This is a genomic window from Corynebacterium ulcerans, assembly GCF_000767685.1.
Classification (GTDB): Bacteria; Actinomycetota; Actinomycetes; order Mycobacteriales; family Mycobacteriaceae; genus Corynebacterium; species Corynebacterium ulcerans.
In genome coordinates this window covers 2,348,423-2,360,745 of the sequence record NZ_CP009622.1, presented here as the reverse complement: position 1 = coordinate 2,360,745, position 12,323 = coordinate 2,348,423, and the positions used below count along the sequence as shown (strand labels likewise).

Genomic DNA, 12,323 nt, shown 5'->3' with positions numbered 1-12,323 from the left:
GAGGGAAAACTTGTTATGTCGGGGTCTAAATATAATCAACCAAGGAAGGGATGCCTAACCTTTATTCTGGTGGGGGTAAGGTTTATCTAAGTTAGGTGCTACTTAGTTGGTGATGCGACTAATGGTTGACCCCCCAAAAATGCAAGGTTTAAAGACCCACAGAAAGACGAAAAACCCGCAGGAAGCGGGTTGGCAAGTCGTTGGGGAAGGTTAGCTTATGCCTGAGTGCGCTCCACGGGTTCGGTTGAAGCGATGGTCTTCACCCGATTTTTGCGGCCTCGCAGGAACTCAATGAACACTGGAATGACTGAAACAAAAATCACGGCGAGGAGCAGGATTTCAATATTGTTGCGCACAAAAGGAATGCCGCCGAGTAAATAGCCAAGGACAGGAACCCCCATGCCCCATACGATGGCGCCGGCTAGGTTGATCAATGAGAACTTTTTGTAGTTCATCTTGTTCATGCCTGCTAGTACTGGGACAAGGGTTCTCACGATGGGGATGAATCGACCCAAGAAGACAGCTGCGGATCCACGGCGCACAAAGAATTCTTCGGCGGAGTGCAATCGCTCTATTCCAATCTTTCGGCCTGCCCAGCTATTCATGACGGCCGGTCCGACTTTCTTTCCCACAAAGTAACCGACTTCGTTGCCTACGAACGCGGCGATGCCTACGGTGAGGCACACTACCCATAGGGGAGCGAGAGGTTTGTCGCCGTTGGCGAGCATTCCAGCTGCAAATAAGAGCGAGTCTCCAGGAAGGAAGAATCCCAGCAAGATGCCGGTTTCTGCGAAGACGATCAGTGCTAGACCAATCAGGCCAACGCTGGTAAGAAGCCCCTGTGTGTCTTGGAGCATGTGTAGAAATTCGGTCACGACGAGCCTCTCGGTGACTAAAGAAAGATAGTTGAGATTGCTGAGATGTCATCAAAACAAGCAGCCTTGGAAACTCTAGCCCTCTTTGTCAGGTAAAGCCATGGGAATATCCTGTGGAATAATCGTGAAAATCGATCCTCTTGGCTGCTAATCAAGGATTCTTGGTGGCCTGTATGGCATATCACGCCTCATGAAGCCCTATTTTCGCTTTTTCTCCTTATGCTCTACAGAGTACGATGACCTTTGTGTCCCAAAGCAAAATCCTCCTATATTACAAGTTCACCCCCATCGCTGATCCCAAGGCATTGATGCTATGGCAGCGCGATATGTGTGAGTTGCTTGGCCTTAAAGGCCGCATTCTCATTTCTGAGCATGGAATCAATGGAACCGTGGGCGGTGACATGGAAGCCTGCAAGCGCTACATCAGGAAGTTCCGTGAATATCCTGGCTTCCGCGGAACAGAATTCAAGTGGTCTGATGGCGGGGCAGAAGATTTCCCTAAGCTCAGCGTGAAGGTGCGCGATGAGATTGTGGCTTTTGGCGCGCCTGGTGAGCTCAAAGTGGACAAGCGCGGTGTGATCGGCGGTGGTGTTCACTTGAAGCCGGAGGAAGTCAATAAGCTCGTTGAAGAGCGTGGCGACGATGTCGTCTTCTTCGATGGACGTAATGCGATGGAAGCCCAGATCGGTAAGTTTAAAAATGCCGTGGTGCCAGATGTAAATACCACACACGATTTTATTCGTGAGCTGGAGAGCGGCAAGTACGATTGGATGAAAGACAAGCCGGTCGTCTCTTACTGCACTGGCGGCATCCGCTGTGAGATCCTTTCCTCGTTAATGAAGAACCGCGGGTTCAAAGAGGTGTATCAGATCGATGGCGGCATCGTGCGTTATGGCGAAAAATATGGAAACGAGAGCCTGTGGGAAGGTTCCTTGTATGTCTTTGACAAGCGCATGCATATGGAGTTTGGCAACGGCGTACAAGACCCAGGATTTATCCAGCTAGGACACTGCGTTCAGTGCGGTAAAGCCACCAATAAGTTCGAGCACTGCATTAATGAAGATGAGTGCCGCGATCTAGTACTGATGTGTTCAGAATGCTACGAGAATCCTGCTACCAGGAACTGCGGCCGGGACCACTGTGTGGAGGTCGCGCAGGAAGCGGCTCTCACGTAACCACGAGATTTAATGCCCCACGATGGTCATCTGGAACACGGTGACCATCCACAGCATCATCCAAGGCACAAGAACCCAGAAGGTGCCCATCCATGGGCGCCACCGGGTGTACGTGATGTATTTACGCCACAAGATGATGCCACAACCTAAAGTGCCGGCAAGGGGGACAAGGCTGGTTAGCAGTGGCCACCAGATTTCAGCGGAACGGCTACAGATCCAGGTGGCGTGACCGGAATCGCAGAGTGGGCCGCCAAGTGTGCGGGAGACAACCGCCAGAATGAATGCGACGATTCCGGTGACAATCGGAGTGCCAATCGCCCAGGCCACAGCCTGTTTTGTAGAACGCTGGTTGAGCGTTGCTTGGTGGAGCGGGTCGGGGGCGTCGGCAAGCTCATCAAAGCTCGTAGGCTCCGGACGGTGCCGATTAGCATAGTCTGCGTCGGACTGGAGGTCGTTTTCTGGGTGTTCGAGGTGCTTAGCCATAAAGAACTCTTTGTCCTTCCGGCACTACGCATTAACGAGGCCGGATAATGATCTCGGGTATGTGGGCATCCGGGGTGGTTTCTAGGGAGGTGAGCACAAGTTTTGCTACGGAAGCAGGGGCGATGAATGCAGATCCGTCATAGACGCCACCCTCTTGTTCGACGATGCTTCGTTGCATCCCTGTGTCGATTCTTCCCGGAAACACGGATGTAACACAAATCATAGGCTCTTCATGACGAAGTGCGTCACACCAGGCCCGTGCAGCGAATTTACTGGCAGAATAGGCCCCCCACTGTGGGTTCGTCCGCATTCCGGCTCCTGAGTTGATGTACACAAGATGACCAGAAGCAGAGCGCAGCTGGGGGAGCAGTGCAGCGGTGAGTTCTACCGGAGCGTGGAGATTGACGGACATGTGCAGTTCCCAGTTGGAACGCTCAACATCGGAGACCCTTCCCAAGGAAGCGACACCGGCGCAGTGGATGAGGGCGTCGATAGGGCCGATCTGGGCCAGTTCCGACACGACATCAGTGGGGAGGGATTGCGCAAAATCAGCGCGCCACCAGTGAATATTAGGGTGATTGATGGCGGCGGGGGTGGTCCGATAATGGGCATAGACGGTCCAGCCGTGTTCCAAAAGCAATTGGGTAACGCTTAAACCCACGCCCTGGCTAGCTCCTGTAACGATTGCGCAGCGACTCATGACGTAACACTTCCTTGCCTAGTGCTGATGCTGTAGATCCGAGGTTACTTTGATGACTTGCTCGTTGCCGGGATCATCAAAACGGGCACACTAACGTAGGGGAGAATCTCTGTTGCTTGAGACCCGATAAAGACTCTCTCAAAAGCACCAAGAGGGGTGGAGCCGAAGCAAAGAAGATCGCCCTTTTTCCACTTCACTGCGTCTATCGCACCCTGCCAACCGGCCCCCGAACCAATATATGTTTCTACGTTGACTTCGGGTTGTTCCTTGTGCACAGTATCTCTGGCTCGATCTAGTACCGCAAGAGTATTTTCTCGCCATTCAAGGGCGATGTCGCGAGGCAACTCCACGGAGTCTGAAATGGGGGGGACTCCAAAACCGCTAGGAGAAAGCGCGAGAACGCGCAATGGTACGTTCCAGGCTGCGGCAAGAGCTGCGGCGCGGATGAGTGCTTGGTTATCGGTATCGTCGCCAGTGTATGCAAAGTTGACCCTGGTGACGCCTCGTTTGGAAAGGTTAGGTTTCCGTGGCGTGAGCGCAAGCGGTTTAGGGGAGGAATGCAGCAAAGCGTCCGCGGTTGATCCTGCAAGGAAACGGCCCTTGGGTGCTGCAGCATCGGAACCCAGTATGACTATGTCTGCCCGGAAGTCAGCGGCAGCGTCTGAGAGAAGTGCTGCTTCATTGGTTCCATCACAGAAAACTGAGACTGTTGAGTTCCAACATTCTTTAGCGATGTCCGCGCGGGTAAGGTCCCGTTTTACGGCTTCTTCGCAGGCAGCAGCTTCTTTTTTGAACCACTTTTTGTATTTTGTTCCGATTTTCTTGCCCGTGCGAGAGGGCCAGGGTCGGAGGAAAGTGGTCACGCAACGGACTTCCACGTTAGTGGTTCGAGAAAGCCACGCGGCACAATCAAGGGCTGCCGATCCTGTGGAATTAGGAGTCCATGCAACAAGGACGCGGACTGGGTCGTGCGCGAAGCCTGTGGCGGACGACTTCTTAGAACTATCTGACTTCTTTGCCATCGGCTCAAAACTCTACCGCAGCATGAGAGATTCGCTGAGAATATGAGCGGAAAGCGAATCTTCCTATGCCTAAGACGTTGAGGCTAGTCCTTCTCGCTTTCTAACATGGATGACGTATACGTCGTGGAGAGCTTGTTGATGACGTCAGCCACCTTGTCCATCTGGTCGTATTCCTCGGGCGGCAGAGTAGCGAGCATGTCTGCAAGGTGTTTAGTGCGTTCTTCTCCCACGCGCAGAAGCTCAGCTTGCCCGAAATCTGTGAGCTGCACCTTGACGCCGCGGCGGTCGGACTCGTCACGAATGCGCTCGACGATACCGCGCTTTTCCAAGTGATGAAGGGCATTAGATGCAGTGGGCATACGGATGCCTTCAGCCTGTGCAATGTGGCTAATGCGGGCAGGTCCCGAGGTTGCCAGGCGCGTCATGATGGTGAGCTGAGGCTGCGTCAGGTCAGACTGCTCTGCGACCCGGAAGTACAACACATAAAGCTGGGTAAGAGCCGGACGGATCTTTTCTGCAAGTTCGTAAGGAGTCTGCGACGTCATAAAAAGTATTCTAATTACTAGAAAATAGTTTGGTGGTAATAAGCACCAAATACTTTGTGCAACAAATGCACTAGTCCACACCCGCTAGGCGGCCTGGCGCCATGGAAGCACGCGGAATAAGGAGCTTATCGACGCACGTAAGTGGCTTTATTCCCAAGCTCAGAGGCGGAAGTGCAGGGTTAAGAGAAGGATACCCGTGAGGGGTGAGAAAACTGCGCTAGAATTGCGCGATGCTCGTCTTCAAAAACGAAGTATCGCATCAATGGGATCGTCGGTACAGTCTCGGCCTGTGGAAACAAGGCGCGATCACCACAGATTCGCTCTGCGACGCGGACTTCCTCCTCGTTGCCGCCGCACGATTTCACGGAGAGCCGGCACACCGCCCATGCCCGATTTGTGAAGACGCAGACCTGAGGACCGTCTACTGGATTTATGGTGATGAACTGGGGCGCGCCTCCGGTAGCGCACGAAGCCTCGAAGAGATAGGTGAATTTGCTGCGCAAGGGAAAGAATTCACGGTGCATACCGTGGAAGTTTGCGCTGTGTGTAAATGGAACCATCTATTGCGCTCTGTGACTGCTGTAGACAACGGCGAAGATATGGATAAAAGCCGGTGACCTGTTCCTTAGCTATGGGTGTGTAACAAAGCTTGGTGGGCGTCGATACGCACGTTCACGAACCTACTAGGTGAAACTGCTGGGACTCTGCACGCGTGGGACCTAGTGATAGTGGGGAATGCGCAGTAAAGTTTGAATAACGTGACTAACAGTTTCACTGCACAAAGATAAATGACAAGGAAGCACAAGTCAGTTGGCAGATTCAGATAAGGACAAGGCATCGAGAAAACCGAACAACGGTTCATCAGATGCTAACAAGGGAAACGCTAAAGCCAAGCGCCCCGCAGGCCGCTCTGGCCAGCCGCAAAAAAAGAAGCCTGGACGCCCTGCGAGCAAGGCTGCTGCTGGCGCGCGTACCCGACCTAAAAAATCCAAGCCGCAAGCTCGCCCTAAATGGGTGAAGCCCACGATTCTCACCACCATCGCGGCGCTCGTCATCGCACCGTTCGTGGCTTTTGCGGCAGCCTATATAGTTACCGACGTGCCAGAGCCAAGCGAACTGGTAACCAAACAGGTTTCTCAGATCTTTGCCTCTGACGGTGAAACTCAGCTTGCAAAAATCGTCCCACCAGACGGCAACCGCACCCAAGTGCCCATTGAACAGGTGCCAGAAGTAACACGCCACGCTGTCCTAGCAGCAGAAGACCGTGAGTTCTATACCAACTCAGGTTTCTCCTTTACTGGTTTTGGGCGCGCTATTATCGGCCAACTCACCGGAAATCCATCGGCCGGTGGCGGTTCCACGATTACCCAGCAATACGTGAAGAACATGGTGGTGGGTAACGACTATTCCTATATGCGCAAAGTGAAGGAACTTGTCTATTCCGTCAAAATGGCTAATGAATGGAGTAAAGACGAAGTCCTCAGCGCATACCTCAACACCATTTACTTTGGACGTAACGCCTATGGCATCGACTCTGCGGCACGTGCTTACTTTGGGATCCCTGCTTCCGATCTCAATGTTGCGCAATCTGCAGTCCTCGCCGCGGCTATCCAGCGCCCGAGTCAACTGGACCCCTGGACCAACCGCGAAGAATCTGAACTACGTTGGAACTATGTTCTCGATGGCATGGTGAGCTCCGGTTGGCTCGACCCTCATGAGCGCGCCGGGCTGATCTACCCGGACACTATTGATCCTGCTCTCAACCAAGCATATACCGAGGCTGACGGAACAAACGGTTTGATCAAGAACCAAGTTATGGCGGAATTGACAAGCCTGGGAATCACGGAAGATGAGGTCCAAACACTAGGCTTACGCATCACCACCACCATTGACCAAAAGGCCCAGGAGGCCACCGTCGATGCAGTCAAGAAGAACTTGGCAGACGAGCAGGCAAAGACTCGCGTGGCTACCGTGAGCATTGAGCCAGGCACTGGTGCAGTGCGTGCCTACTACGGTGGAGAAGACGCCGGTGGATATGATTACGCCAACGCTCCGCTGCAAACCGGCTCAACCTTTAAGATCTTTGGCCTCGCAGCAGCGCTGCAGCAAGGCATCCCAACGTCGGCTTATTACAGCTCAGATCCCTTTACTCTGCCTGGCGGCATCACCGTGAAAAACGTTGACCAGGGCTGCGGTAGCTGCACTATCAAGGAAGCCCTGAAGAAGTCCTACAACACTAGCTTCCTTCGTCTGCAGGCGGATCTGAAAAACGGTAGCCAGGACACTGCCGATATGGCCCATGCGTTGGGCGTGGCGCGTTCGCTACCGGGGATTGAAAAGACTCTGACTGAGAACGGAAACCAGCCCTACGAGGGCGTCATTCTGGGCCAGTATCAGTCGCGTCCTCTGGACATGGCTCACGCGATGGCCACCTTGGCTAACTACGGTGTCTGGCACAAAGAATATTTTGTGGAGAAAATCGAGACCGTCGACGGCAAAGTCTTGTATCAGCACGAAAAGTCTGAGGGCGAGCGCCGCGTCTCCGAAAAAGTGGCGACCAACGTCCTTGACGCCATGGCGCCGATTGCAGCGTGGTCCAACGGCAATAACCTCGCAGGGGGACGTCCTTCTGCATCCAAGACGGGTACCACGCAGCTCGGGGACACCGGCTCCAACAAAGACGCATGGATGCTCGGCGCCACTCCACAACTAGCTACGGCAGTGTGGGCTGGAACCTCTGACAACTCCCCGCTGCTTAACTCGTGGGGCGGTCTGATGTATGGCTCGAACCTTCCGGCGGAGCTGTGGAAAGACATTGAGGATAACGCTCTGCAAGGCAAGAGCGTGGAGAAGTTCAAGGCTGCAGAATCCATCGGTTGGGCTAGTGGCAAGTACACCTATGCACCGCCGCCTGTGGCCACTACTCGTCGCAACGAGCCCACGCCAGAAGAAGCCCCGACTCCTGACGGGCAAGCTCCTGGGGCTCCCGCAGCACCAGGGACCCCTGACGGACAAGCTCCGGCGGCTCCAGGCGGCGGCGGAGGTCTTCTCCCTGACCTCCTGCTTCCACTGCTCGGCGGTTAAGTCCTGAATAATGCGCAGGGTCGACTCTCCATCGCAAAGGTCCGCACAACGCGTGCAGATCTGCGGTGGAGAGTTATTTTATGTAGGTAGCTCTTATACGCATGCCGGTGTACGTCGAAAATGCACTACCGTTGGTGGGATAATCACGATTATTTATATAGATATGCGTGGCATAGGCCGCGTTGTGCGCAGAACACTCTTTCCGAAGGGAATCCATACCAGCGATGACTAAGGAGCGACAACACGCTAGGTCCAGACAAGGCGGCATTAAGCTTGGCGACCCACGCTATCGGATTTCCCCCGGCCGCACTGAACCCATAGCGCGTAGTTTTACAGAGTTTCTGGGTGGACCTTTGGGGAGATTCTCTCAGGTAGGGACACAACGATGGTGGACGCCTCTGCGCCTGCTCGTGACCGTTGCCCTGAGCTTTCTCAGTCTCGCGTACATGACAAAAGCCAACTGCCTTCACGGAAACGAGGTCGCCGGTACGGCCCAACTGGATTGGTCTGGTAACAAACAGTATGTTTCCGCCTGCTACACCGATATCATTCCGCTCTATAGCGGGCGCGGATTAGACCAACCGGGCTTTCCCTATGCGTATTCCTGGCAAGAGGGTGGCGTTACTAGGTACATGGAATATCCCGTGTTGACGGGAATCTTCCAGTGGATCATGGCAGCTATCACTCGCTTGGGATACCCGGCCATTCATGCGATGTTCCCCAGTGTTCCTGAAGTTTCTTTCTACTTCACCGTTACTGCGCTGACCATGGCATTGGTGTGGGGAGCGGTGGTGGCGATGCTTGCGGAGTTGGCGGGAAATCGCGTGTGGGATGTGGTGCTGGTTGCCGCGTCACCACTTGTTGCTATTCATGCTTTTACCAACTGGGATATTCTTGCAATCGCTGCTGCTATAGGGGCACTCGTAGCTTTTCGACGCCACCATCTGGTTATCACGGGCGTATTGATTGGAGTGGGCACCTCCTTCAAACTGTGGCCGGCGTTCCTCCTCGGTGCACTGCTTATCGTGGCGTTGCGGAGCAAAAAATTACGGGCTTGGCTCGTCTTAGCTGCGGGGGCATTAGTCACTTGGCTGATTATTAACGTTCCGGTGATGCTTGCTTATCCCAACGCCTGGAGCGAATTCTTGAGGCTTAACTCTCAGCGCGGGTGGGAGTGGACCACCATTTATGCTGTGCTTTCTCGGGAATTTGGATGGTCTGGTTTAGACCCTGCGGGGAAGGCCCCGGTGAACCTCAACATACTGACCTTGCTGTTGTTTGTTGCAGCATGTGTGGGTATTGCTGTTTTAGGGCTGTGCGCGCGCAGAAGGCCCAGAGTCGCGGAGCTTGTTTTCCTTATAGTTGCAGCATTCCTCTTAATTAATAAGGTGTGGAGCCCGCAGTATTCGTTGTGGCTGGTTCCGCTTGCGGTTCTTGCTCTGCCTCGTTGGCGGCTGATTTTTGCCTGGGGGCTTATCGACGCCGCCACCTGGCCCATCCTCATGTGGCATCTTCTTGGCGCTGAGAACAAGGGGGCTCCGGCGGGGCTGCTTGATCTTTTTATTCTTGGTCGAGATGGTTTGATTCTTATTATCGCGGTCATGGTGATTCGCCAGATGCTTGGAAAGACGGTGGATAAGGTAAGCCGCGATCATGGTGGGTGCGATCCGCTCGCGGGGCCGTTTGATTGCTACGACAGATGGACATTGAGCTCAAAGCGCTCCCAACTGGACAATACAACTGAGCGAGAGGCGATGAAGAGCTGATGTCTACTACCGTCATGATTGCCACTATGTCGAGCGTGTTCCTAGGATTTGCGTTCTTTACCGGCGCTTTTGCTAGTTATTCCTATGGAAAACCAGGAAGATTGACCTGGTCGCTTTTTGCGGTCGCGGTCCTCCTCATCACTGTTATTCCTGTGATTCTTGCGATTTCTGTTGCCGTGTAAGTCACGGATAAAACGAATCCAGCTGTGGTGAGTTCTGCGTAAAGCCTCCAGAGAGGCTACGCTGTGACGGTTGGCTTAAGCACTGAGGAGTGCTTGCTAACGACAGGCTCGTTGTGCCCAGCAATCATTTTCTGTTCACGTTTCCCTTTTAGCGATGGCCTCGGCCACAAATGTGCTGAAAAGAATCGACTTTTGGTAGTCGGTGGGGTATCTTTGAACGGTTGCTGACGCAACGACCCTCCTGCTACATCCAACCGGGGTGTGGCCGAACTTAAAAATACAAGACCATAGGAGGTGATGAGGTCCGTGCGTCACTACGAAGTCATGATCATTCTGGATCCTTCCCAGGATGAACGCACTGTTGCCCCGTCCCTGGACAAGTTCCTCGAGATCGTCCGCAAAGAAAACGGCACCGTGGAAAAGGTTGATATCTGGGGTAAGCGCCGTCTGGCCTACCCGATCGCCAAGAAGGAAGAGGGCATCTACGCTGTTCTCAACCTCAACTGCGAGTCTGCAACCGTTCTGGAGCTCGACCGCGTGTTGAACCTGAACGATGGCGTTCTCCGCACCAAGGTTCTGCGTGGCGATAAGTAATCCGGTTGGCGGCTGCTAGTCGCTGAGCAGATTATTCTTCGCGCAGAAAGTTTCATCTAGCGCAAGCGAATCCCGCTTTCCACAGAAGAACACCAAAACGTCACACATAATTTTATGGCGCTGACGTTGTAAAGAAAGGCTGACAATGGCTCAAGGAGACGTCAACATTACGGTCGTTGGCAACTTAGTTGCTGACCCGGAACTTCGCTTCACCCCAGCTGGTGCAGCGGTTGCCAATTTCCGTATCGCCTCGACTCCGCGTCGGTATGACTCTCAGTCAAACCAGTGGGTAGATGGTGAGGCCTTGTTCCTGCAATGCAACGTGTGGCGCCAGGCTGCAGAAAACGTCGCAGAGTCCCTTACTAAGGGCATGCGCGTGATTGTTACCGGGCGCTTGCGCCAGCGCTCTTACGAGACTCGTGAGGGTGAAAAGCGCACCGTTATGGAGCTTGAGGTCGATGAGGTCGGCCCATCCTTGCGGTACGCGTCGGCAAGCATTAACCGTAACCCTCGTGAGGGCGGTAACGGCGGAAATTATGGTGGCGGAAACTTCGGTGGAAACTCAGGCGGTGGCTTTGGTGGCAACGGCGGATCCCAGGGTGGATTCGGCGGTCAGCAGAGCGGCCAAAACTCCGCACCGGCTAATGACCCGTGGAGCAGTGCCCCGCCAGCAGGTGGATTCGGCGGTGCTGACGCTGAGCCGCCATTCTAACGGCCAGTTCAACACCACATATCAACTTTAACCACACTTCACCGAGCCGCTTCGGTCTCTTGAGATCGGGTCTCGGTTAGTACCACGAAAGGCAGGGATCATGAAGCTGATCCTCACCGCTGCCGTTGAAAACCTCGGTGTCCCTGGTGACATCGTTGAGGTTAAGGACGGCTACGGACGTAACCTTCTGCTTCCTCGCGGCCTGGCCATCGTAGCCACCCGCGGCGCAGAGAAGCAGATTGAGGGCATCAAGCGTGCCCAGGAAGCTCGCGCTATTCGCGATCTGGACCATGCACGTGAGGTCAAAGCACAGCTCGAGGCACTTGAGGGTGTCACCGTAGCAGTGAAGACCTCTGAGAAGGGTAAGCTCTTCGGCTCTGTTTCCGCCGAGGATATTGCCGCTGCCGTTAAAAAGGCTGGCGGTCCGAACCTGGACAAGCGTTCCATCGAGTTGTCGAAGCGACTGGTTAAGTCCATCGGCAAGTTCTCTGTGAACGTCAAGCTGCACTCCGACATCGCAGCAACGGTTAACTTCGAGGTCGTCGCCGCCTAACAAGCGCGCCTGACGACGGCTAGCTTTGACTAGCCCAACGACAACAGCAACCTGCGGGCCCCGCTTCATCCATACGGATGAGACGGGGCCCGCAGGCTTTTTAGATTTCACAGGTAGCACAGGTGCTGCCGTTGGTGGCCTTTATAGATATTTATTCGCCTGAAAGATGACTCATTGAGCTTGCACGGTGCGTGAAATTACCCCCGCTTATCTGCTCTGTTGATGGGTGTGAAAAACATTCACAGCAAATTGCCAGCTCAGCGCCATAAAGGTGCTTTATATGCTGTGGATAACCCATGTCAAACGTGCAGGTTAAGTGAGTTATACACCGGATTTATTTTTGATATGTAAAACATTAACAGGCTCAAAAAGGTGCTTTGAACTGGTGTTTTTTAAAAAACCTTCAGGGTGGATGCGAGGTTATCCACAACTTGTTCACAAGGCCTGTGGATAACTGAGCAGTGATTTTTTTCTCTAGTCACAGAGGCTGTGTATAACCCTGTGGATAACTTGGTGGTGATGCTGTGTACGTCACCATGAGCGGGGGTAGTGGGAATAGAGCGAGAAGTGAAACCTGAGAGAAATTTTCTATGAGACAAGTCAATGCCCCAACAGAGGAGAAGAGGTATAGG

Annotated in this window: 13 protein-coding genes; 8 read left to right on the top strand and 5 right to left on the bottom strand. The window is 53.8% G+C overall.

Features of this window, described 5'->3' with window-relative positions; all coding sequences use genetic code 11:
- Positions 1 to 215 precede the first annotated feature (215 nt).
- Positions 216 to 875 (bottom strand): DedA family protein, encoded by a 660-nt coding sequence (locus CULFRC11_RS10570; protein ID WP_013912616.1) that lies wholly within the window; start codon positions 873 to 875, stop codon positions 216 to 218.
- Between the two features lie 245 nt (positions 876 to 1,120).
- On the opposite strand from CULFRC11_RS10570, the gene trhO reads away from it, so the two are divergent.
- A complete protein-coding gene (gene trhO / locus CULFRC11_RS10565; RefSeq protein WP_038621038.1) occupies positions 1,121 to 2,050 on the top strand; it encodes an oxygen-dependent tRNA uridine(34) hydroxylase TrhO in 930 nt (309 codons plus the stop codon).
- A gap of 9 nt (positions 2,051 to 2,059) precedes the next feature.
- Here trhO and CULFRC11_RS10560 read toward each other — a convergent pair whose 3' ends face one another.
- From CULFRC11_RS10560 to CULFRC11_RS10545, 4 genes are all read right to left on the bottom strand, one after another.
- Positions 2,060 to 2,533 (bottom strand): hypothetical protein, encoded by a 474-nt coding sequence (locus CULFRC11_RS10560; RefSeq protein ID WP_023634718.1) that lies wholly within the window; start codon positions 2,531 to 2,533, stop codon positions 2,060 to 2,062.
- A gap of 31 nt (positions 2,534 to 2,564) precedes the next feature.
- Positions 2,565 to 3,233, bottom strand: coding sequence for an SDR family oxidoreductase (locus CULFRC11_RS10555; protein WP_023634717.1), 669 nt, complete (start codon positions 3,231 to 3,233; stop codon positions 2,565 to 2,567).
- A 44-nt stretch (positions 3,234 to 3,277) separates the two neighbouring features.
- Entirely contained in the window at positions 3,278 to 4,255 is a 978-nt protein-coding gene (locus tag CULFRC11_RS10550; protein ID WP_023634716.1) for a universal stress protein, read from the bottom strand.
- A gap of 83 nt (positions 4,256 to 4,338) precedes the next feature.
- Complete coding sequence (locus CULFRC11_RS10545; protein ID WP_023634715.1) at positions 4,339 to 4,800, bottom strand: MarR family winged helix-turn-helix transcriptional regulator; 462 nt, start codon at positions 4,798 to 4,800, stop codon at positions 4,339 to 4,341.
- 230 nt (positions 4,801 to 5,030) lie between these two features.
- Here CULFRC11_RS10545 and CULFRC11_RS10540 point away from each other — a divergent pair, with 230 nt between their 5' ends.
- The 7 genes from CULFRC11_RS10540 to rplI all read left to right on the top strand — a co-directional run bounded on the left by CULFRC11_RS10540 (position 5,031) and on the right by rplI (position 11,691).
- A complete protein-coding gene (locus tag CULFRC11_RS10540; RefSeq protein ID WP_023634714.1) occupies positions 5,031 to 5,417 on the top strand; it encodes a DUF5318 family protein in 387 nt (128 codons plus the stop codon).
- Positions 5,418 to 5,610: 193 nt separating this feature from the next.
- The gene (locus tag CULFRC11_RS10535; RefSeq protein WP_023634713.1) at positions 5,611 to 7,884 is read left to right on the top strand and encodes a transglycosylase domain-containing protein; all 2,274 of its coding nucleotides are present in this window, start codon (positions 5,611 to 5,613) and stop codon (positions 7,882 to 7,884) included.
- 224 nt (positions 7,885 to 8,108) lie between these two features.
- Positions 8,109 to 9,650 (top strand): glycosyltransferase family 87 protein, encoded by a 1,542-nt coding sequence (locus CULFRC11_RS10530; protein ID WP_023634712.1) that lies wholly within the window; start codon positions 8,109 to 8,111, stop codon positions 9,648 to 9,650.
- A complete protein-coding gene (locus tag CULFRC11_RS10525; RefSeq protein WP_023634711.1) occupies positions 9,650 to 9,832 on the top strand; it encodes a hypothetical protein in 183 nt (60 codons plus the stop codon). The genes CULFRC11_RS10530 and CULFRC11_RS10525 overlap by 1 nt, the downstream gene beginning before the upstream one ends.
- A 306-nt stretch (positions 9,833 to 10,138) precedes the next feature.
- Complete coding sequence (rpsF, locus tag CULFRC11_RS10520; RefSeq protein WP_013242888.1) at positions 10,139 to 10,426, top strand: 30S ribosomal protein S6; 288 nt, start codon at positions 10,139 to 10,141, stop codon at positions 10,424 to 10,426.
- Positions 10,427 to 10,571: 145 nt separating this feature from the next.
- Complete coding sequence (locus CULFRC11_RS10515) at positions 10,572 to 11,138, top strand: single-stranded DNA-binding protein (protein ID WP_014526422.1); 567 nt, start codon at positions 10,572 to 10,574, stop codon at positions 11,136 to 11,138.
- Between the two features lie 100 nt (positions 11,139 to 11,238).
- Positions 11,239 to 11,691, top strand: coding sequence for a 50S ribosomal protein L9 (rplI, locus tag CULFRC11_RS10510; protein WP_013912605.1), 453 nt, complete (start codon positions 11,239 to 11,241; stop codon positions 11,689 to 11,691).
- Positions 11,692 to 12,323 lie beyond the last annotated feature (632 nt).